Consider the following 20,285-nt stretch of genomic DNA (forward strand, 5'->3'; position numbering starts at 1 on the left):
CGCGAAAATATAAAAATCATACGGTGAGCCTGAAGGTTCACTTACTTGTGGTGGGGCAATTGAGCGGAATTCTGACGCGCTGGCGACAATTTGGCAGACGTTACTTCTGGCCGCATCTCCTTCTGGGGATGGTCGCGGCGAGTCTTGGCCTGCCCGCGCTCAGCAGTAACACCGAAACCGCAAATCCGGCAAAGACCACCACCACCCGCCACGATCTGAGCACGCGGGTCAATTTCACGAATCTCGCCCTGCTGGAAGCGAACCGCCGACCCAATTTCACGGTGGATTACTGGCATCAGCATGCGATTCGTACCGTCATCCGGCATCTCTCCTTTGCCATGGCGCCGCAGGCGTTACCTGTTGTCGAAGAGCCTTTACCGGTACAGGCGCACCATCTGGCGCTGCTCGATACACTCACCACGCTGCTTACGCAGCAAAGCAAGCCGCCGGTTATTGTCCGTCAGGTCGCGCTTGCCACACTTTATCCACAAACCGCTTTCTCTGTGTCCGCCTGGATTAGCCAGGTGCAGGGCATCCGCGCCGGACCTCAACGCCTCAGCTAAATTAACCGTTGTTCAATACCTTAATTTAACTGCCCATCATGGGGCGTTTGAGAATTTATTATGTTAATCAAATTACTAACAAAAGTTTTCGGTAGTCGTAACGATCGTACCCTGCGCCGCATGCGCAAAGCCGTCAGCGTCATCAACAGCCTTGAGCCGGCGATGGAAAAACTCTCTGATGAAGAGCTGAAAGCCAAAACCGCTGAATTCCGTGCCCGCCTTGAAAAAGGTGAAACCGTTGAAAGCCTGATCCCGGAAGCGTTCGCCGTGGTGCGTGAAGCGAGTAAGCGCGTGTTTGGCATGCGTCATTTCGACGTGCAGCTGCTGGGCGGGATGGTGCTGAACGACCGCTGCATCGCTGAGATGCGTACCGGTGAAGGTAAAACCCTGACCGCAACCCTGCCTGCCTACCTTAACGCCCTGTCGGGTAAAGGTGTGCACGTGGTTACCGTCAACGACTATCTGGCGCAGCGTGATGCCGAAAACAACCGTCCACTGTTCGAATTCCTCGGTATGACCGTCGGGATCAACATGTCTGGTTTGCCGGCCCCTGCGAAACGCGAAGCCTATAACGCCGACATCACCTACGGGACCAACAACGAATACGGCTTTGACTACCTGCGTGACAACATGGCCTTCAGCCCGGAAGAGCGCGTACAGCGTAAGCTGCACTATGCGCTGGTGGATGAGGTGGACTCCATTCTGATCGACGAAGCGCGTACGCCGCTGATCATCTCTGGTCCGGCTGAAGACAGCTCCGAGATGTATCGCAAAGTCGATAAAATCATTCCGCACCTGATCCGTCAGGAAAAAGAGGACTCCGACACCTTCCAGGGTGAAGGTCACTTCTCCGTTGATGAAAAAGCCCGCCAGGTGAACCTGACCGAGCGCGGTCTGGTGCAGATCGAAGAGCTGCTGGTTGCCCAGGGCATTATGGAAGAGGGCGAGTCACTCTATTCCCCAGGCAATATCATGCTGATGCACCACGTCACTGCCGCCCTGCGCGCCCACGTGTTGTTTACCCGTGACGTGGACTACATCGTTAAGGATGGCGAAGTTATTATCGTCGACGAACATACCGGCCGTACCATGCAGGGTCGTCGCTGGTCCGACGGTCTGCATCAGGCCGTTGAAGCCAAAGAAAATGTCGATATCCAGAACGAGAACCAGACGCTGGCATCCATTACCTTCCAGAACTACTTCCGTCTGTACGAGAAGCTGGCAGGGATGACCGGTACGGCGGATACCGAAGCCTTCGAATTCAGCTCCATCTATAAGCTGGATACCGTAGTCGTTCCAACCAACCGTCCAATGATCCGTAAGGATATGCCGGACCTGGTCTACATGACCGAAGCGGAAAAAATTCAGGCCATCATTGAAGATATCCGCGATCGTACCGCTGCGGGCCAGCCGGTGCTGGTGGGGACTATCTCCATTGAAAAATCGGAAGTGGTCTCCAATGAGCTGACCAAAGCCGGTATCAAACACAACGTGCTGAACGCCAAGTTCCACGCTAAAGAGGCCGATATCGTTGCCCAGGCGGGCTATCCGGCAGCCGTGACCATCGCCACCAACATGGCGGGTCGTGGTACCGACATCATGCTGGGCGGTAGCTGGCAGGCTGAAGTGGCTGCGCTGGAAAACCCAACCCCGGAACAGATCGCGCAGATCAAAGCCGACTGGCAGGTTCGTCACGATGCGGTTCTGGCTGCGGGCGGTCTGCACATCATCGGTACGGAACGTCACGAATCCCGTCGTATCGACAACCAGCTGCGTGGCCGTGCGGGTCGTCAGGGTGATGCCGGTTCTTCACGCTTCTATCTGTCGATGGAAGATGCGTTGATGCGTATTTTCGCCTCTGACCGAGTATCGGGCATGATGCGTAAACTGGGTATGAAGCCGGGCGAAGCGATTGAACACCCGTGGGTGACCAAAGCCATCGCCAACGCCCAGCGTAAAGTGGAAAGCCGTAACTTCGATATTCGTAAGCAGCTGCTTGAGTATGATGACGTGGCCAACGACCAGCGTCGCGCTATCTACACCCAGCGTAACGAACTGCTGGACGTTTCCGACGTGAGCGAAACCATTAACAGCATTCGCGAAGATGTCTTCAAAGCGACTATCGATAACCATATTCCACCGCAATCTCTGGAAGAGATGTGGGATGTCGAAGGTCTGCAGGCGCGTCTGAAAAACGACTTCGACCTGGATCTGCCGATTCAGGAGTGGCTGGATAAAGAGCCGGAGCTGCATGAAGAGACCCTGCGCGAGCGTATTTTCGCTAACGCCCTTGAGGTCTATAAGCGTAAAGAAGAGGTGGTTGGCGCTGAGATGATGCGTCATTTCGAAAAAGGCGTGATGCTGCAAACCCTGGACTCCCTGTGGAAAGAGCACCTGGCAGCGATGGATTATCTGCGTCAGGGTATTCACCTGCGTGGCTATGCGCAAAAAGATCCGAAGCAGGAGTACAAGCGTGAATCCTTTGCGATGTTTGCCTCTATGCTTGAATCACTGAAGTACGAAGTGATCAGCACCCTGAGCAAAGTCCAGGTGCGCATGCCGGAAGAAGTGGAAGAGATGGAACAGCAGCGTCGTGAAGAAGCGGAGCGTCTGGCTCAGATGCAGCAGCTCAGCCATCAGGACGATGAAGAAGCCGCCGCCGCCGCAATTGCCGCGCAGTCCGGTGATCGTAAGGTCGGTCGTAACGATCCGTGCCCGTGCGGTTCCGGTAAAAAATACAAACAGTGCCATGGCCGTCTGAGCTAAGCCTGTAAAACACGTAAAAGGCGCAGATATCTGCGCCTTTTTTATGGATGCAAGACAATGAAAATACTGCAAATCGCTGTCGGGATCATTCGTAATTCCGATAACCAAATCTTTATTACCCAGCGTGCGGCCGATGCGCACATGGCGAATAAGTGGGAGTTTCCTGGCGGTAAGATTGAGTCCGGCGAGACGCCGGAACAGGCGCTTATCCGCGAGCTTCAGGAAGAGGTGGGCATCACGCCGCGCGGTGCGACCCTGTTCGATAAACTGGAATATACCTTTCCCGATCGCCATATCACGCTGTGGTTCTGGCTGGTGGAAAACTGGGAGGGGGAACCCTGGGGCAAAGAGGGACAGCCTGGAAACTGGGTGACGCTGAACGCGCTGGATGCCGATAAATTCCCACCGGCAAATGCGCCTGTCATTGCGCGTTTAGTGGCGGACTAACTGGCCTGCGAGCGAGGTGCCGGCAGGCCATGGGGACATTACTGCTGCTCTTCGCTCCAGTCATCGCTGTCGGACATATCGCCTGAGCTGGGAATGCGTTTCTCTTCCGCAGCCCACTCGCCCAGATCGATTAGCTGGCAGCGCTTGCTGCAAAAAGGGCGGAACGGGCTCTGTTCGCCCCAGACAACGGGCTTGCCACAGGTGGGGCAGTTCACGGTGGTGACTTCAGACATCTTAACTCCTTAGCAGCACGCCAGTTCAAAGTCGAGGCGTTCCGGCACCAGACCATGTTCACTGTCGAGCGGCATGAAACGGATCGCAAAGCGGCTCTTATGGCCTGAAATTTGCGGGTAAAGCTGATCGGCAAGGGAGAGCTGCAGGCGCAGGAGATCCGCATCTTCACCATTATCCTGATAAAAACCATTCAGGCTGGTTTGCTTGCGGAATGGCGCTGAATTGCGGATTAAATCCAGGATCAGCGACAGCGCCTGGTTCAGCGGCTCAAGGCTGTTCAGCCAGCTTTGCACCTGCATATCGCGTTGTTCCTGCGGCATATGCAGCCAGATGTGCAAGGTCGGTAAATCGAAACTGCAGCAGCCGCCGGGAATGCTCAGACGCTGACGCACCAGGGCGACCAGGCGGTCTTCACGCAAAAACTGGCCGATACGCGGCGCCGCCATTAATACGCCGCTGCTGTTTTTCAGCTGCTGGCGCAGGCTGTCGATGCGGCTGTTATCCACCCCCGGCACTTCTGCCCAGGCCTGCAGTTTACGCTGCTGGCGCTCCAGCTCTTTCAGTAATTCTGTGCGGACTTCGCCACGCTCTAACACATCCAGCAGATCGCTCACGTTGCGGAAAAAGTGCAGCGCCGTGGTGTGGTCATGAACCGGAAGCAGGCCGGAAAGCTGCTGGATCAAAAATTCGATGCGCAGCCAGGTGCGCATTTTTTCATTGAGGGGATGCTCGAAAAGAACATGGGTGTGCATTAGGCTTTTTCCTGTAAGACGGCCTGCGCCAGATATTGCTGATGCAGGCGAGCCACATCCGATGCAATGGCATCCGGTGAGCCGTTATTATCAATCACATCATCCGCGACGGCCAGGCGCGCTTCACGCGTGGCCTGCGCGGCAAGAATTTGTTCCGCATGTTCTCGCCCGACGTTATCACGGGCGATGGTGCGCTGAATTTGTGTTGCCGGAGAGACATCCACAACCAGTACCCGGTCCGCTTTGTCATGGAGATTATTTTCCACAAGAAGCGGGACAACCCAGAGCACATAGGGGGAAGTCGCGTGTGCTATCTGTTTCTGCGTCTCCTGCTGGATAAGCGGGTGAAGCAGGGCGTTAAGCCAGGCTTTCTCTTCAGGATGCGTGAAAATGCGTTCGCGCAGCATTCGACGATTAAGGGTGCCGTCAGGCTCGATAATGTCGCTGCCGAAATGGTCTGCAATAGCGCGTAGTGCGGGTGTACCTGGCTCTACCACCTGGCGGGCAAGGATGTCGGCATCAATTATCGTGATACCCAGACGAGAGAAGGCGTCAGCCACAGTGCTTTTGCCACTGCCAATGCCTCCCGTTAATGCAACGATGTACCCCATTAAATAAAATCCTGGGAAATATTCATTATTGATATCAATTGCTTAAGATTTAATCTTTTATCAGCGAAGATTAAGCCCTGCTTACGTACTTTTTACCAGGTAAATTTATAGGATTGTAGCGTAAAAAAAGTGATTTTCGCAGTCTTGCGCAACAGGTATTAGTGCGTATGATAGCGTCACTGGAGTTGTGTGTTACGTTTTTCGACATTTACCCCAGTACCCCAGGAATCCGCAAATGCGTATCGAAGAAGATTTGAAGTTAGGTTTCAAAGACGTTCTTATCCGCCCTAAACGTTCTACTCTGAAAAGTCGCTCCGACGTTGAACTTGAACGTCAATTCACCTTTAAGCATTCCGGTCAGACCTGGTCTGGCGTACCCGTTATCGCCGCTAACATGGATACCGTCGGAACGTTTGCGATGGCAAAAGCGCTGGCTTCCTTCGACATTCTGACCGCTGTACACAAGCACTACAGCGTGGAAGAGTGGAATGCGTTTGCAGGCTCCGTATCTGAAAACGTGCTGAAGCACGTGATGGTCTCTACCGGCACCTCTGATGCCGATTTCGAAAAAACGAAACAGATCCTGATTGCTAACCCAAACCTTAACTTCATCTGTATTGATGTTGCGAATGGTTATTCTGAACACTTCGTTCAGTTCGTCAGCAAGGCGCGTCAAGCCTGGCCGACCAAAACCATTATTGCAGGTAATGTGGTTACCGGTGAAATGTGTGAAGAGCTGATCCTCTCCGGGGCAGATATCGTGAAAGTGGGGATTGGTCCGGGTTCTGTCTGCACCACGCGCGTTAAAACCGGCGTTGGTTATCCGCAGCTGTCAGCAGTGATCGAGTGTGCTGACGCAGCCCACGGTCTGGGTGGTCAGATCATCAGCGACGGTGGATGCACCATGCCGGGCGACGTGGCAAAAGCATTCGGCGGCGGCGCAGACTTCGTGATGCTGGGCGGTATGCTGGCTGGCCACGAAGAGAGCGGCGGTACCGTTGTTGAAGAAAACGGTGAAAAATTCATGCTGTTCTACGGCATGAGCTCTGAATCGGCCATGAACCGCCATGTGGGTGGTGTTGCGCAGTATCGTGCCGCTGAAGGTAAAACCGTTAAGCTGCCTCTGCGTGGCCCGGTTGAAAATACCGCGCGTGATATCCTGGGTGGCCTGCGTTCAGCATGTACTTACGTGGGGGCGTCCCGCCTGAAAGAGCTGACCAAGCGCACGACCTTTATCCGCGTTCAGGAGCAGGAAAACCGCGTTTTCAACAGCCTGTAATGCTTCTCGCTGGCGCGTTTTCGCGCCAGCGTTATCCTGCACTCATCGCATCCCCCAGATGGAAAATCGGTAGATACATCGCGACCACCAGCGTGCCGATAATCAATCCCGTCACAATCAGCAGTACTGGCTCCAGCAGTGAGGCTAAATTGTCGGCCTGCTGAAAAGTCTGCTCATTATGATGCTGCGCCAGGTTGCTCAGCATGGTGTCCAGCGCGCCCGATGCTTCGCCTGTGCGTACCAGCTGAATGCAGAGTGGCGTAAAAATTTCTGCCTCATTCAGGGCTGACCAGATGGGCAACCCCTGCATAATGCGATGCCGTATCGCCTGTAATTTCTCCTGCCAGAAGGGGCACTCCAGCGTCTCCTCCGTACTTTCCAGCCCTTGTATAAAGGCGATGCCCGCCTGCTGCGTGAGCGAGAGAACGGTGAATATCTGGCTGAGCTTTTGCCCCCGTACCAGCGGACCAATCACCGGGCTATTCAGCAGCAGACGCTGGGTGGCATATCGCCATCGTCGTTTGCGGCGAAGAAACAGCAGGCCGGATGTTATCGCTATAAGACTGAACAGTAGCGCCGCCCCCCGCTCCTGAAGCACGTTTGCCAGCCCCATCACTGCCCGCGTCAGGGCAGGTAACGGGGTGTTAAAGGTTTTATAGATAGCGGCAAACTCCGGCAGCACCAGCGTCACCATCGCCAGCACTACGGCGAAAGCCAGACCGAGAATGATTACCGGATAACGCAGCGCTTTTATTACCTTTGCGCTGAGTTGCTGCTGGGTTTTTTGCTGCTGCGCGAGCTGGCGACAACATTCGTCCAGCTTGCCGGTCAGCTCCCCGGTTTTGATCATCGAAACATAAAGCGGCGGAAAAACATGCGGCCATTTTTTCAGGGCGTCAGAGAAGGCACACCCGGCACTGAGATCGTCGGCAACGCTTTGCAACAACGCCTGCCATTGTCTGGCCGGGTGCTGCTGCGCCAAAAGCGCCAGCCCTGCCGACAGGGTTAACCCCGCCTGTAGCAATGTCGCCAGCTGATGGATAATGTCGTAGCGATGCTGCGCCTGCCACCGTGTCTGTTGCACGCATCGCCTGAGTTCCAGGGGAACGAGCGCTTTGCCATGCAGGATAGCCCATGCCGTTTGTTTGTCGGGTGCCCAAAGCGCGCCCGCCTGCCGCTCCCCCTGCGGGCTGAGTGCCCGCCAGCGCCAGAGTTGATTACCTGCCATCGGGCGCGCCCAGCATCTGAACCAGCTCTTCGAGGGTGGTGTGCCCCTGTTCTACCGCCATGCAGCCATGCTCAAACAGCGTGGTCATACCCGTCTGTCGGGCCAGCTTTTCGATCTCTTCCACCGACGCTCCGCTGGCAATGGCGGTGCGCAGCTCGCGGGTGATTACCATCACCTCGAAGATTGCCACCCGGCCATAAAAACCGTGGTAGCAGCGGTCGCAACCCACCGGCAGCCAGTGCGGCAACGGGCGAGGCCACAACGCCTGGGGCAGGGGGGCATCCCGGCGGGCCTCCTGACGACAGTGCGGGCACAGCCGACGTACCAGCCGCTGGGCGATCACCAGAGACAATGCCGAAGAGATCATCCAGCGCGCCACGCCCATCTGCTGCAGGCGAACCAGCGTTTCGGCGGTAGAGTTGGTATGCAGCGTCGACAGCACAAGATGGCCGGTCTGGGCGGCATTGATCGCGATCCCGGCCGTTTCGCCATCACGTATTTCGCCCACCATGATGATGTCTGGATCCTGGCGTAGAAATGCACGCAATACGCTCTGGAAGGTTAACCCCGCCCGGGGGTTTATGGGGGTCTGGTTTAGCCCCTCGAGCGGGATTTCAACAGGATCTTCTACGCTGCAGATGTTCACAGCGGGCGTATTCCGGGCCTGTAACGCGCTGTAAAGGGTAACGGTTTTACCGCTGCCGGTGGGGCCCGTCACCAGAATCAGCCCCTGGGATTTATGCAGCGCTTCGGCGAATAATCGCTGCTGGATGGTGCTCATGCCCAGCTGATCCAGCAGGAGCGCCTGCTGCTCCTGCTGCAGAAGCCGCAGCACGATTTTTTCTCCGTTGCGACAGGGAAGCGTGGCAATACGAAACGAGACGGGGGCGCCGGAGAGCTCAACCGTAAATTGTCCATCCTGGGGTAAGCGCCGCTCGGCGATATCCAGATTGCCCAGCACCTTCAGCCTGGCGATCAGCGTAGTGCCCAGTTCGGACGAAAGAGGCTGTTGCGGATACAACACGCCGTCGATGCGTAACCGGATCTGCCAGCTCTCGTCGGCGGGCTCGATGTGAATATCCGATGCCCGCTGGCTCATCGCCTGCAACAGGGTGCGGTTGAGGATCTCAATGGCGGAGCGGGTGGAGATGGCGGCCACAGGCAGATGCGAGTCTGATGCGGTTTGCCGGTGCTTTTCCATTCTCTCGCTGGTCCAGCATTCGATATCTATCCTTTTCTGCGTCGCGAAACGTAACGCCTCCAGCAGCCCAACAGGCGGGTTACCCACCACGGCAATCGTGACGCTGTCCGGGGCGCTGGTCAGCAACAAAGCGTTGTGACGCTGACACAGCGCGGTGAGCTGGTCAGAATTCATTGCACGTTCTCCTCGCCAGCCGTAAAGCGGAACACCTCTTCACAGGCCTGCTTCAGCGCGCTGTCGTTGGCAATGGTGCAAACGCGCGTCCAGCCGGTGATGCCGTTGCCGTTATTCCATTGCGGCGTCATCACGACCTCCAGACCGTTCAGGCTCTCCTGACCCGTCAGGGTAACGGTACCCTTGACAATGCTCATGGCTGAGAGATAGCGGGAGGTGGCAGGGGAGGGAACGCCGTTGACGCCCGCGTCGCAGCTTTCTGTCCCGCCATGATCGAGCGCGCAGAGTTCGACGGCGGTACGGTAGGGCAGGAAGGTTTGCAGCATGTCAGTGAGGGCGGCTTTTCGCAGGTAGTTCTGATAGGCTGGAATGCCGATGGCGCTAAGAATGGCGACGATGCCGATGACGACCATTAGCTCGATGAGGGTAAATCCTTTTTGTCTTTCCATGAGTCGCTCCTTGTGTGAACTGGCGCTACTGTGGCAGCACGGCAGAGCAGGGGCGAGCGGCAAAAATCATTTTGGGAAGCAGGATTCAGCGAGTTGTGTTGATGTTACAGCGTGATGCAAGGGGGTTGCGAGAAGGGTCGGAAATCGGGGGAGCCCGGCCTCGGCAGACCGGGCTGAAGTCAGCTAGCGAAAGCGCATCGACAGATCGAGGGCGCGAATGTGTTTAGTCAGTGCGCCAACGGAGATGAAATCGACGCCGGTTTCGGCAAATTCACGTAAGGTTTCACGCGTCACGTTGCCGGAGACTTCCAGGCGGGCCTGACCATTGGTACGCTTCACGGCTTCACGCATCTGCTCAGTTTCGAAGTTATCCAGCATGATGATGTCGGCACCCGCTTTCAGCGCGTCTTCCAGCTCCTGCAGGCTTTCTACTTCCACTTCGACCGGGACATCCGGGTGCAGCCAGAAGGCTTTTTCCACTGCCTGGCGAACGGAGCCGGAGGCGATGATGTGGTTCTCTTTAATCAGGAAGGCATCGGACAACCCCAGGCGATGGTTGGCGCCGCCGCCGCACAGCACGGCATATTTCAGTGCGGTACGCAGGCCGGGCAGGGTTTTGCGCGTATCCAACAGCTGGGTATTTGTGCCTTCCAGCAGGTTGACGTAGCGGCGCACTTCGCTTGCCACGCCCGAGAGCGTCTGGACAAAGTTCAGCGCGGTGCGTTCACCGGTGAGCAGGACGCGCGATGGCCCTTCCAGTTCAAAGAGCGGCTGGTTAGCCACAATGCTGTCGCCATCTTCGACATGCCACGTCACCTGAACACCATCCCCGGCCAGTTGCGTAAAGACCTCTTCCACCCAACGTTTGCCACAGAAAACGCCATCCTCACGGGTGATAACAACCGCATGGGAACGGGCATCCTCCGCCAGCAGCTGGGCGGTAATGTCGTTGTCTGCATTGACGTCTCCACCCAGATCTTCGCGCAGCGCATTGGCGACGCTTGCCGGAATATCCATATTTATACGTTCCAGCAGTACGTTACGTCTGTGGTCGGGGTTGTAGCGGCGTGGCGGCATGTTAAAACTCCAAATTGGTAACGAATCATAAGATTGAAACATGCTACTCTGAACCGGGAATCAGCACCATATATAAGGAGATCCTGCATGCACTCAGAACATGGCTGGCTGGTGGAGGCTCGGCGTGTTCCTTCGCCACACCATGATTGCCGTCCAGAGGATGAAATCCCGTCGCTGCTGGTTGTGCATAACATCAGCCTGCCGCCCGGCGAGTTCGGCGGCCCGTGGATTGACGCGTTATTCACCGGGACAATCGATCCCGATGCTCACCCCTTTTTCGCAGAAATTGCCCACCTGCGCGTTTCTGCCCATTGTCTGATTCGTCGTGACGGCGAGATCGTCCAGTATGTTCCTTTCGATAAACGCGCCTGGCATGCGGGCGTTTCTCAGTATCAGGGGCGTGAACGCTGCAACGATTTTTCCATCGGTATTGAGCTCGAAGGGACAGATACGCTGCCCTACACCGATGCCCAATATCAGCAACTGGCTGCGGTAACGCGCACGCTGATTTCACTCTACCCGGCTATCGCCCACAACGTGACCGGTCACAGCGATATTGCGCCGCAGCGCAAGACCGATCCCGGCCCGGCGTTTGACTGGGAACGATTCAAAACCCTGCTTACCGCCCTGTCAGAAAAGGAGATGACATGACGTTATTTACCATGCTGCTGGTGTTGATTGCCGAGCGTTTGTTTAAGCTGGGCGAGCACTGGCATCTGGATCATCGGATGGAAGTGCTGTTTCGTCGCATCCGCCACTTTTCCATGATTCGCACACTGCTGATGACGGCGGGCGTGATGGTGGTGGTATTCCTGCTGCTGCGGTCGCTGTATGGCCTCTTCTTCAACGTGCCGCTGCTGGTGGTGTGGATCCTGCTCGGTGTACTCTGTATTGGCGCAGGTAAGGTTCGTCTGCACTACCATGCCTACCTGAAGGCGGCCACTAACGGTGACCTGCATGCCCGTGGGGCGATGGCCAGCGAGCTGACCTTAATTCACGGTATTCCGCCGGAGTGCGATGAACGCGAGTTTTTACGCGAACTGCAGAATGCGCTGCTGTGGATTAACTACCGCTTCTATCTGGCGCCGTTGTTCTGGTTTGTGGTGGGCGGCGCGTGGGGCCCGGTTCTGCTGATGGGCTATGCGTTTTTACGCGCCTGGCAGAGCTGGCTGGCACGTTATCTGACCCCGCACGAGCGGTTGCAGTCTGGTATCGATGCGATCCTGCACGTGGTGGACTGGCTGCCGGTGCGGCTGTTCGGCGTGGTGTATGCCCTGATCGGCCACGGCGAGAAAGCCCTGCCGGCATGGTTCGCCTCGCTGGGCGATCGCCACACCTCGCAATATCTGGTGTTAACACGTCTGGCCCAGTTCTCCCTGGCCCGCGAGCCGCACACGGATAAGATCGCAACGCCGAAAGCGGCGGTCTCGATGGCTAAGAAAACCTCTTTTGTGGTGGTGGTGATTGTGGCGCTGCTGACCATCTACGGCACGCTGATCTAAACCAGCGCGCCGCAGGCTTCAGAGTGTATCAGCTGACGGGATGCCGAAATCGGGCATCCCGTTTTCGTTCCAGTTTACGGTTTTCAGGCGGGTGTGGCGGTTTGGATCGTACAGCGGATCGCCTTCGATTTCGGTGTAGTTGCGCGCATGGTAAACCAGCACGTCTTCCCCCTCCGGCGTTTGGGTAAAGCTGTTATGTCCCGGTCCGTACTGGCGATTCTCGTAGCTGGTGGTGAACACCGGCTGCGGGGATTTATGCCAGTTCGCCGGGTTACGTGGGTCAGCATTGAGGTCGATCCAGAGCAGTCCCATGCAGTAGTTTTCATCGGTGGCGCTGGCGGAGTAGCTGATAAACAGCCGATCGCCGTGGAACAGCACCGCCGGACCTTCGTTGACCCAAAAACCGCGGCACTCCCAGTCATATTCCGGTTTGCTGAGCATCACCGGATCGCCTTTGAGCGTCCATGGGTTTTCCATTTCGCACAGATAAAGGTTCGAGTTACCGGTGATATCCGGGGCTTTTTGCGCCCAGAGATACCAGCGTTTACCCTGATGGACAAAGGTGGTGGCATCCAGCGCAAAGGTATCAAAGTGCGTTTTGATCTGCCCCTTCTCTACCCATTTGCCGGTGAGCGGGTCGCTGTCGGCGCACTCCAGGGCATACATCCGGTGCTGGAACATGCCCAGCTCGTCCAGCGCCTGGGTGTGGGCCGCCGCGAAGTAGATGTACCATTTGCCGTCGATAGCATGCAGTTCCGGGGCCCAGATCAGATTACCCATCGGGCCGCTGTCGGGCTTATGCCAGACCACGACCTCTTGTGCGCTGCGCAGCCCTTCCAGCGAGTCGGCGCGGCGGATTGCCAGCCGGTCATACTCCGGAACCGAGGCAATAAAGTAGTACTGCCCTTCATGATGAAGAATGTACGGATCGGCGCGTTGTTCAATAAATGGGTTTGGCCAGGTTTGCATTCGGCTCTCCTTATTTCGTCTCAGCGGCGCTGAGTTCCTGATACTCGTTCAGCTCGCGGTAGTTATTGCGACGCTTCTCCAGGTCTTCCTGGATCCGCTTCATCGTTTCGCGGTCGACCTTCAGCAGACGCACCACGCCTGCGGTAATGAGGTATCCGATGCCAGGGATAACGGTGAAGAGCAGGACGATACCGTTGATGGCGTCAGCGCTTTGCGCTTTTGCGCCGGCATCATAACCGTACCAGGAGAGCAGGAAGCCCACCATGGCACCGGCAATGGCCAGACCCAGCTTAAGGAAGAAGATGTTGCCGGAGAAGCTGATCCCGGTGATACGTTTCCCGGTTTTCCATTCGCCGTAGTCATCCACGTCGGCCATCAGGGACCAGTGCAGCGGGGATGGGATCTGGTGCAGGATGTTCAGCAGGAAGTAGAGCACCACAATGGTCACGGTGGCTTTTGGATCGAAGAAATAGAAGGCGCAGGAGAAGATCGCCAGCGCGATGTTAGTCCAGAAGAAGACCTTCAGTTTACACCAGCGGTCGGTCAGCACTTTTGCCATAACGCTGCCGAGCATCATGCCCACAACACCCAGGCTGATAAACAGGGTCGCAAAGTGGGTGCTTTGGCCCATCACCCAGGTGACGTAATACATGGTGGCCGCCATGCGGATAAAGCCAGGGCAGACGTTACACAGGGTCAGCAGCAGGATGCGCACCCACTGGTCGTTCTTCCAGACATCTTTCAGATCGTTTCTCAGTTCGTCATGGGTCTGTACCGCCGGGCGCACACGTTCGCGCACCGTGGCGAAGCAGAACAGGAACATGCAGGTGCCAATCAGCGCCAGCACGGTCATGGCCATCTGATAACCTTTGGCTTTGTCCTCGCCGCCGAACCAGTCGGCCATCGGCAGCAGCGTCAGCGACAGCAGCAGCGTGGCAATACCCACCAGCACAAAGCGGTAGGACTGGCAGGCAACACGCTCTTTAGGATCGTTGGTGATCACCCCGCCCAACGAGCAGTAGGGAATGTTAATCGCCGTATAGGTCAGAGAGAGCAGGAAGTAGGTGACGAAGGCATAGATAACTTTGCTGTTGTAGGTCCAGTCCGGGGTGGTGAACATCAGGATGCTGAAGAGCGCATAGGGGAAGGCGATCCACAGCAGCCATGGACGAAATCGCCCATACTTACTGCGAGTACGGTCGGCAATAGCCCCCATAATCGGGTCGGTAACGGCATCAATTACGCGTACCGAGAGCAGCAGTACGCCCACCAGGGCGGGTGCCAGGCCAAAAATATCCGTATAAAAATAATTCACAAACAACATGATGGCGCCAAAGATGATGTTGCACCCGGCATCACCCATCCCATAGCCGATCTTTTCTTTCACTGATAATTTATTGTTATCCATCGACGTTTCTCCGAGTAGCGGTATGGAGAGAATTATTCGCTGGCAAAGGAAAATATGCGTTGCAGTATAACGTCGCTGATATGGATAAAATTGCTGTTGACGGGAAAGTGTGAGGAAGGTAACAACCCTCTGCGTCCGGGAGGACGCAGAGGGGAGAGGATTAGTGCGCTTTTACCGTTTTAGCATTTTTCTGCTTACACATGTAGCCCACCCCGAGGATCACAATCCATACCGGGATCAGGTAGACCGAAATGGCCATGCCTGGGGTCATCAGCATAATAACCAGTACGGCGGCCATGAACAGCAGGCAAACCCAGTTACCCAGCGGGTAGAGCAGGGCAGGGAAACGTGTTTTCACGCCCTGCTGCTGCTTGGCACGACGGAACTTCATGTGCGCCAGGCTAATCATCGCCCAGTTGATCACCAGGGCAGAGACCACCAGCGCCATCAGCAGGCCGAAGGCCGATTCCGGCGCCAGGTAGTTGATCAGCACGCAGAGTGCGGTCACCACAGCCGATACCAGGATGGTGTTCACCGGTACGCCACGTTTATCCACAGAGAGCAGCGCTTTCGGGGCGTTACCCTGCTGGGCCAGGCCGAACAGCATACGGCTGTTGCAGTAGACGCAGCTGTTGTAAACCGACAGCGCCGCGGTCAGTACTACTACGTTCAGCGCGTTCGCTACTAAAGTGTCGCCCAGCTCGTGGAAGATGAGGACAAACGGGCTGGTATCTGCGGTGACGCGGGTCCATGGCAGCAGGGAGAGCAGCACGGCCAGCGAGCCCACATAGAAGATCAGGATACGGTAGATCACCTGGTTGGTCGCTTTCGGGATGCTCTGCTCCGGGTTGTCTGCTTCCGCGGCGGTGATACCCACCAGCTCCAGCCCCCCGAAGGAGAACATGATGATCGCCATCATCATCACCAGTCCGGTCATGCCGTGCGGCAGGAAGCCGCCCTGATCCCACAGGTTGCTGACGCTTGCCTGCGGGCCGCCATTACCGCTGAAGAGCAGCCAGCCGCCGAACAGGATCATCGCCACAACGGCGATAACTTTAATAATGGCAAACCAGAACTCCATCTCGCCGAACACTTTCACGTTGGTCAGGTTAATGGCGTTGATGACCACAAAGAAGACTGCCGCTGAGGCCCAGGTTGGGATTTCAGGCCACCAGAACTGGATATATTTACCGACCGCGGTCAGTTCCGCCATCGCGACAAGAACATAGAGGACCCAGTAGTTCCAGCCGGACGCGAAGCCGGCAAAACTGCCCCAATATTTATAAGCAAAATGGCTGAAGGAACCGGCTACCGGCTCTTCAACCACCATCTCGCCCAACTGACGCATAATAAGGAATGCGATAAAACCGGCAATGGCATAGCCCAGAATAATACCCGGCCCGGCAGACTGAATAACCGATGCGCTACCCAGAAACAGGCCGGTACCGATCGCACCACCGAGGGCAATAAGCTGGATATGGCGGTTTTTAAGGCCGCGCTTTAGCTGATCGCCGTGCTGTTGACCTTCCATTATAAAACCTCGTGTGTGGTTGTTATGTTCACGCTCTGGCGTGTGTAATTATGAAATTCCATTTCATGTATTTATTAGTTTACGGTTCAATTGGCTGAAATAACCGGCTGTGTCTTCCGTATTCGGAAGAATAGTGGTAAGCGACGGCGAATGCACCTGCTTTATGCGAGGAGAAAGCGAGTTCGAATAAAAAGAAAGCATTTGTAAATCGTCCCGTTTAATTCCCTTTATCAACCTATAGAATAAAAATGCGCCATAAGTGGGCAGAATTTCATTTTTTACTCCGCTAAATCGGTTCAGATCGCACTTTTCACCGTTTCAATAAAGTTAAAACTGCCTCTTTCGGGGTAATCAATTCATTTGTGCAGAGTTACATTTTTGAAACGTTATTTCTGTAAGGTTGTTAAAATAAGCAGGGTTTAATGATTTCAATCAAAACCAATATGGACACAAGGTGAATACTTTGTTACTTTAGCGATACGAACATGAAATTGGTAAGACCAATTGACTCCGGGCAAAAAGGCGTAAGACAGGGAATATGGCCTACAGCAAAATTCGCCAACCAAAATTATCCGATGTGATTGAGCAGCAGCTGGAGTTTTTGATCCTTGAGGGGACCCTGCGCCCCGGTGAAAAACTACCACCTGAACGCGAACTGGCTAAACAGTTCGACGTTTCCCGTCCCTCGCTGCGTGAGGCGATCCAACGCCTTGAAGCCAAGGGCCTGCTGCTTCGTCGCCAGGGGGGCGGAACCTTTGTGCAAAACAGCCTGTGGCAGAGTTTCAGCGACCCGTTAGTGGAGCTGCTCTCCGACCACCCAGAATCCCAGTTTGATCTGCTTGAGACCCGTCACGCGCTTGAAGGCATCGCGGCTTATTACGCGGCGCTGCGCAGCAATGATGCCGATCGCGAGCGCATCCGCGAACTGCATCAGGCCATCGAACGGGCTCAGGAATCCGGCGATCTCGACGCCGAGTCCGACGCCGTCGTCCAGTATCAAATCGCCGTCACTGAAGCGGCCCACAACGTGGTGCTCCTCCATCTGCTACGCTGCATGGAGCCAATGCTTGCCCAGAACGTTCGTCAGAATTTTGAATTGTTGTATGCCCGCCGGGAGATGCTTCCGCTGGTCAGCAACCATCGCACCCGAATATTCGAGGCGATAATGGCCGGGGAGCCGGAGCAGGCGCGTGAAGCGTCGCACCGTCACCTGGCTTTCATTGAGGAAATCTTGCTGGACCGCAGCCGTGAACAGTCGCGTCGCGAACGTTCATTACGCCGCATACAGCAACGAAAGGATTAAGCGCCAGTTTTTTAGAGCGCGGCAACTAAACGCAGAACCTGTCTTATTGCGTTTTCTGGCGAAAATGCAATGGGACAGGTTCCAGACAAATCAACGTATTAGATAGATAAGGAATACCCCCATGTCAGAACGTCTCCAAAATGACGTGGATCCGATCGAAACTCGCGACTGGCAACAGGCGATCGAATCGGTCATCCGTGAAGAAGGTGTTGAGCGCGCTCAGTATCTGATTGAACAGATGCTTTCTGAAGCCCGCAAAGGCGGCGTGAAAGTAGCTGCAGGTGCAGGGGCTAACAACTACGTAAACACGATTGCCGTTGAAGACGAACCGGAATACCCGGGCAATCTGGATCTGGAACGCCGTATCCGTTCTGCAATCCGCTGGAACGCCATCATGACCGTTCTGCGCGCATCCAAAAAAGATCTGGAGCTGGGTGGCCACATGGCATCCTTCCAGTCCTCTGCAACCGTTTATGAAGTGTGCTTTAACCACTTCTTCCGCGCGCGCACCGAGAAAGACGGCGGCGACCTGGTCTACTTCCAGGGCCACATCTCTCCGGGCGTCTACGCACGTGCGTTCCTGGAAGGTCGTCTGACTGAAGAGCAGATGAACAACTTCCGTCAGGAAGTTCACGGTAAAGGTCTCTCCTCCTATCCGCACCCGAAACTGATGCCAGAATTCTGGCAGTTCCCGACCGTTTCCATGGGTCTGGGCCCAATCGGTGCGATCTATCAGGCTAAATTCCTGAAATATCTGGAACATCGTGGCCTGAAAGATACCTCTCAGCAGACCGTTTACGCCTTCCTGGGCGACGGCGAGATGGATGAGCCAGAATCCAAAGGCGCGATCACCATCGCGACCCGTGAGAAGCTGGACAACCTCTGCTTCATAATCAACTGTAACCTGCAGCGTCTGGATGGTCCGGTAACCGGTAACGGAAAGATCATCAACGAACTGGAAGGCATCTTCGCAGGTGCTGGCTGGAACGTTATTAAAGTGATGTGGGGCGGTCGTTGGGACGAGCTCCTGCGTAAAGATACCAGCGGTAAGCTGATCCAGCTGATGAACGAAACCGTTGACGGTGACTACCAGACCTTCAAATCCAAAGACGGTGCCTATGTTCGTGAGCACTTCTTCGGTAAATATCCTGAAACCGCAGCCCTGGTTGCAGACTGGACTGACGAGCAGATCTGGGCCCTGAACCGTGGTGGTCACGATCCGAAGAAAGTCTACGCTGCACTGAAAAAAGCGCAGGAAACCAAAGGCAAAGCAACCGTAATCCTGGCGCATACCGTTAAAGGTTATGGCATGGGTGACACTGCCGAAGGTAAAAACATCGCGCACCAGGTTAAGAAAATGAACATGGACGGCGTGCGTTATATCCGCGACCGTTTCAACGTTCCAGTGACCGACGAGCAGGTTGAAAACCTCTCTTACATCACCTTCCCGGAAGGTTCTGAAGAGCACACCTATCTGCACGCGCAGCGTCAGAAACTGAACGGCTACCTGCCGTCCCGTCAGGTGAACTTCACTGAGAAACTGGAACTCCCAGCGCTGGAAGACTTCTCTCAGCTGCTGGAAGAGCAGAACAAAGAGATCTCTACCACTATCGCCTTCGTGCGTGCCCTGAACGTGATGCTGAAGAACAAGTCGATCAAAGATCGTCTGGTGCCAATCATCGCGGACGAAGCGCGTACCTTCGGTATGGAAGGTCTGTTCCGTCAGATCGGTATCTACAGCCCGAACGGCCAGCAGTACACCCCGCAGGACCGTGAGCAGGTTGCATACTACAAAGAAGACGAGAAAGGCCAGATCCTGCAGGAAGGTATCAACGAGCTGGGTGCAGGCGCATCCTGGCTGGCTGCTGCGACCTCCTACAGCACCAACAACCTGCCGATGATCCCGTTCTACATCTACTACTCCATGTTCGGGTTCCAGCGTATCGGCGACCTGTGCTGGCAGGCAGGCGACCAGCAGGCTCGCGGCTTCCTGATCGGTGGTACTTCCGGTCGTACGACCCTGAACGGCGAAGGTCTGCAGCACGAAGATGGTCACAGCCACATTCAGTCTCTGACTATCCCGAACTGTATCTCTTACGATCCGTCTTACGCGTACGAAGTGGCAGTCATCATGCATGACGGTCTGCAGCGCATGTACGGTGAAGCGCAAGAGAACATTTACTACTACATCACCACCCTGAACGAAAACTACCACATGCCGGCCATGCCGGAAGGTGCCGAGGAAGGTATCCGTAAAGGTATCTACAAACTCGAAACCGTTGAAGGTAGCAAAGGTAAAGTTCAGCTGCTGGGCTCCGGTTCTATCCTGCGTCACGTCCGTGAAGCAGCGCAGATCCTGGCGAAAGACTACGGTGTGGGCTCCGACGTGTACAGCGTAACCTCCTTCACTGAACTGGCGCGTGATGGCCAGGATTGTGAGCGCTGGAACATGCTGCACCCGCTGGAAACTCCGCGCGTTCCGTACATCGCTCAGGTGATGAACGACGCTCCGGCCGTAGCATCTACTGACTACATGAAACTGTTCGCAGAGCAGGTTCGTACTTACGTTCCAGCTGATGATTATCGCGTACTGGGTACTGACGGCTTCGGTCGTTCTGACAGCCGCGAAAACCTGCGTCACCACTTCGAAGTTGATGCTTCTTACGTGGTTGTAGCAGCCCTGGGCGAACTGGCTAAACGTGGCGAAATCGATAAGAAAGTGGTTGCGGACGCAATTACCAAATTCAACATCGATGCAGAAAAAGTTAACCCGCGTCTGGCGTAAGAGGTA

Annotated in this window: 18 protein-coding genes; 8 read left to right on the forward strand and 10 right to left on the reverse strand. The window is 55.6% G+C overall.

What is annotated here, in order from left to right:
- The first annotated feature begins 59 nt into the window (after positions 1-59).
- The 3 genes from secM to mutT are packed head-to-tail and all read left to right on the forward strand — an operon-like array spanning position 60 to position 3,776.
- On the forward strand, positions 60-563 hold the full coding sequence (gene secM / locus WFM46_RS01640) for a secA translation cis-regulator SecM (RefSeq protein ID WP_139156317.1): 504 nt from the start codon (positions 60-62) through the stop codon (positions 561-563).
- 60 nt (positions 564-623) lie between these two features.
- Positions 624-3,329, forward strand: coding sequence for a preprotein translocase subunit SecA (secA, locus tag WFM46_RS01645; protein WP_103178277.1), 2,706 nt, complete (start codon positions 624-626; stop codon positions 3,327-3,329).
- Between the two features lie 57 nt (positions 3,330-3,386).
- Positions 3,387-3,776, forward strand: a complete 390-nt coding sequence (gene mutT, locus WFM46_RS01650; RefSeq protein ID WP_103178278.1) for an 8-oxo-dGTP diphosphatase MutT — start codon at positions 3,387-3,389, stop codon at positions 3,774-3,776.
- Positions 3,777-3,814: 38 nt separating this feature from the next.
- On the opposite strand, the gene yacG is transcribed toward mutT, so the two are convergent.
- Genes yacG through coaE form a run of 3 tightly spaced genes read right to left on the reverse strand, consistent with a single transcriptional unit; the run spans position 3,815 to position 5,373 of the window.
- A complete protein-coding gene (gene yacG / locus WFM46_RS01655) occupies positions 3,815-4,009 on the reverse strand; it encodes a DNA gyrase inhibitor YacG (protein WP_103178279.1) in 195 nt (64 codons plus the stop codon).
- Between the two features lie 9 nt (positions 4,010-4,018).
- The gene (zapD, locus tag WFM46_RS01660) at positions 4,019-4,762 is read right to left on the reverse strand and encodes a cell division protein ZapD (protein WP_103178280.1); all 744 of its coding nucleotides are present in this window, start codon (positions 4,760-4,762) and stop codon (positions 4,019-4,021) included.
- Positions 4,762-5,373 carry a dephospho-CoA kinase gene (gene coaE, locus WFM46_RS01665; protein ID WP_103178281.1) on the reverse strand — a complete coding sequence of 204 codons (612 nt, stop codon included), beginning with the start codon at positions 5,371-5,373 and terminating at the stop codon, positions 4,762-4,764. The genes zapD and coaE overlap by 1 nt, the downstream gene beginning before the upstream one ends.
- Before the next feature lie 235 nt (positions 5,374-5,608).
- Here coaE and WFM46_RS01670 point away from each other — a divergent pair, with 235 nt between their 5' ends.
- Positions 5,609-6,652, forward strand: coding sequence for a GMP reductase (locus WFM46_RS01670; protein WP_103178282.1), 1,044 nt, complete (start codon positions 5,609-5,611; stop codon positions 6,650-6,652).
- Positions 6,653-6,683: 31 nt separating this feature from the next.
- Here WFM46_RS01670 and hofC read toward each other — a convergent pair whose 3' ends face one another.
- From hofC to nadC, 4 genes are all read right to left on the reverse strand, one after another.
- Positions 6,684-7,880 (reverse strand): protein transport protein HofC, encoded by a 1,197-nt coding sequence (gene hofC, locus WFM46_RS01675; RefSeq protein ID WP_103178283.1) that lies wholly within the window; start codon positions 7,878-7,880, stop codon positions 6,684-6,686.
- On the reverse strand, positions 7,870-9,255 hold the full coding sequence (gene gspE / locus WFM46_RS01680; RefSeq protein ID WP_336996950.1) for a type II secretion system protein GspE: 1,386 nt from the start codon (positions 9,253-9,255) through the stop codon (positions 7,870-7,872). The genes hofC and gspE overlap by 11 nt, the downstream gene beginning before the upstream one ends.
- Entirely contained in the window at positions 9,252-9,704 is a 453-nt protein-coding gene (gene ppdD / locus WFM46_RS01685) for a prepilin peptidase-dependent pilin (RefSeq protein ID WP_336996951.1), read from the reverse strand. Before ppdD ends, gspE begins: the two co-directional genes overlap by 4 nt.
- Positions 9,705-9,887: 183 nt before the next feature.
- The gene (gene nadC, locus WFM46_RS01690) at positions 9,888-10,781 is read right to left on the reverse strand and encodes a carboxylating nicotinate-nucleotide diphosphorylase (protein ID WP_103823262.1); all 894 of its coding nucleotides are present in this window, start codon (positions 10,779-10,781) and stop codon (positions 9,888-9,890) included.
- 87 nt (positions 10,782-10,868) lie between these two features.
- On the opposite strand from nadC, the gene ampD reads away from it, so the two are divergent.
- On the forward strand, positions 10,869-11,432 hold the full coding sequence (gene ampD, locus WFM46_RS01695) for a 1,6-anhydro-N-acetylmuramyl-L-alanine amidase AmpD (protein ID WP_180210889.1): 564 nt from the start codon (positions 10,869-10,871) through the stop codon (positions 11,430-11,432).
- Positions 11,429-12,283, forward strand: coding sequence for a beta-lactamase regulator AmpE (ampE, locus tag WFM46_RS01700; protein ID WP_103178288.1), 855 nt, complete (start codon positions 11,429-11,431; stop codon positions 12,281-12,283). The genes ampD and ampE overlap by 4 nt, the downstream gene beginning before the upstream one ends.
- Before the next feature lie 18 nt (positions 12,284-12,301).
- On the opposite strand, the gene WFM46_RS01705 is transcribed toward ampE, so the two are convergent.
- The 3 genes from WFM46_RS01705 to aroP all read right to left on the reverse strand — a co-directional run bounded on the left by WFM46_RS01705 (position 12,302) and on the right by aroP (position 16,191).
- Positions 12,302-13,252 carry a glycoside hydrolase family 43 protein gene (locus WFM46_RS01705; protein ID WP_103178289.1) on the reverse strand — a complete coding sequence of 317 codons (951 nt, stop codon included), beginning with the start codon at positions 13,250-13,252 and terminating at the stop codon, positions 12,302-12,304.
- A 10-nt stretch (positions 13,253-13,262) separates the two neighbouring features.
- Positions 13,263-14,660 carry an MFS transporter gene (locus WFM46_RS01710; RefSeq protein WP_336996952.1) on the reverse strand — a complete coding sequence of 466 codons (1,398 nt, stop codon included), beginning with the start codon at positions 14,658-14,660 and terminating at the stop codon, positions 13,263-13,265.
- A 160-nt stretch (positions 14,661-14,820) separates the two neighbouring features.
- Positions 14,821-16,191, reverse strand: coding sequence for an aromatic amino acid transporter AroP (aroP, locus tag WFM46_RS01715; protein ID WP_139156318.1), 1,371 nt, complete (start codon positions 16,189-16,191; stop codon positions 14,821-14,823).
- Positions 16,192-16,729: 538 nt separating this feature from the next.
- Between aroP and pdhR the strand changes: the two genes are divergently transcribed.
- Together pdhR and aceE are read left to right on the forward strand one after the other, a co-directional pair.
- Positions 16,730-17,494, forward strand: coding sequence for a pyruvate dehydrogenase complex transcriptional repressor PdhR (gene pdhR / locus WFM46_RS01720; protein ID WP_039030352.1), 765 nt, complete (start codon positions 16,730-16,732; stop codon positions 17,492-17,494).
- Positions 17,495-17,615: 121 nt separating this feature from the next.
- Positions 17,616-20,279: a pyruvate dehydrogenase (acetyl-transferring), homodimeric type gene (gene aceE / locus WFM46_RS01725; RefSeq protein WP_103178292.1), complete on the forward strand. Its 2,664-nt coding sequence runs from the start codon at positions 17,616-17,618 to the stop codon at positions 20,277-20,279.
- The last annotated feature ends 6 nt before the right edge of the window (positions 20,280-20,285 follow it).

The sequence above is a fragment of the Leclercia sp. M50 genome (assembly GCF_037150775.1).
In the GTDB taxonomy this organism is placed as follows: domain Bacteria; phylum Pseudomonadota; class Gammaproteobacteria; order Enterobacterales; family Enterobacteriaceae; genus Enterobacter.

Coding starts and splice junctions, on each gene's coding strand:
- secA (WP_103178277.1), top strand. CDS start 624: ATGTTAATCAAATTACTAACAAAAGTTTTCGGTAGTCGTAACGATCGT.
- mutT (WP_103178278.1), top strand. CDS start 3,387: ATGAAAATACTGCAAATCGCTGTCGGGATCATTCGTAATTCCGATAAC.
- yacG (WP_103178279.1), bottom strand. CDS start 4,009: ATGTCTGAAGTCACCACCGTGAACTGCCCCACCTGTGGCAAGCCCGTT.
- zapD (WP_103178280.1), bottom strand. CDS start 4,762: ATGCACACCCATGTTCTTTTCGAGCATCCCCTCAATGAAAAAATGCGC.
- coaE (WP_103178281.1), bottom strand. CDS start 5,373: ATGGGGTACATCGTTGCATTAACGGGAGGCATTGGCAGTGGCAAAAGC.
- WFM46_RS01670 (WP_103178282.1), top strand. CDS start 5,609: ATGCGTATCGAAGAAGATTTGAAGTTAGGTTTCAAAGACGTTCTTATC.
- hofC (WP_103178283.1), bottom strand. CDS start 7,880: ATGGCAGGTAATCAACTCTGGCGCTGGCGGGCACTCAGCCCGCAGGGG.
- gspE (WP_336996950.1), bottom strand. CDS start 9,255: ATGAATTCTGACCAGCTCACCGCGCTGTGTCAGCGTCACAACGCTTTG.
- ppdD (WP_336996951.1), bottom strand. CDS start 9,704: ATGGAAAGACAAAAAGGATTTACCCTCATCGAGCTAATGGTCGTCATC.
- nadC (WP_103823262.1), bottom strand. CDS start 10,781: ATGCCGCCACGCCGCTACAACCCCGACCACAGACGTAACGTACTGCTG.
- ampD (WP_180210889.1), top strand. CDS start 10,869: ATGCACTCAGAACATGGCTGGCTGGTGGAGGCTCGGCGTGTTCCTTCG.
- ampE (WP_103178288.1), top strand. CDS start 11,429: ATGACGTTATTTACCATGCTGCTGGTGTTGATTGCCGAGCGTTTGTTT.
- WFM46_RS01705 (WP_103178289.1), bottom strand. CDS start 13,252: ATGCAAACCTGGCCAAACCCATTTATTGAACAACGCGCCGATCCGTAC.
- WFM46_RS01710 (WP_336996952.1), bottom strand. CDS start 14,660: ATGGATAACAATAAATTATCAGTGAAAGAAAAGATCGGCTATGGGATG.
- aroP (WP_139156318.1), bottom strand. CDS start 16,191: ATGGAAGGTCAACAGCACGGCGATCAGCTAAAGCGCGGCCTTAAAAAC.
- pdhR (WP_039030352.1), top strand. CDS start 16,730: ATGGCCTACAGCAAAATTCGCCAACCAAAATTATCCGATGTGATTGAG.
- aceE (WP_103178292.1), top strand. CDS start 17,616: ATGTCAGAACGTCTCCAAAATGACGTGGATCCGATCGAAACTCGCGAC.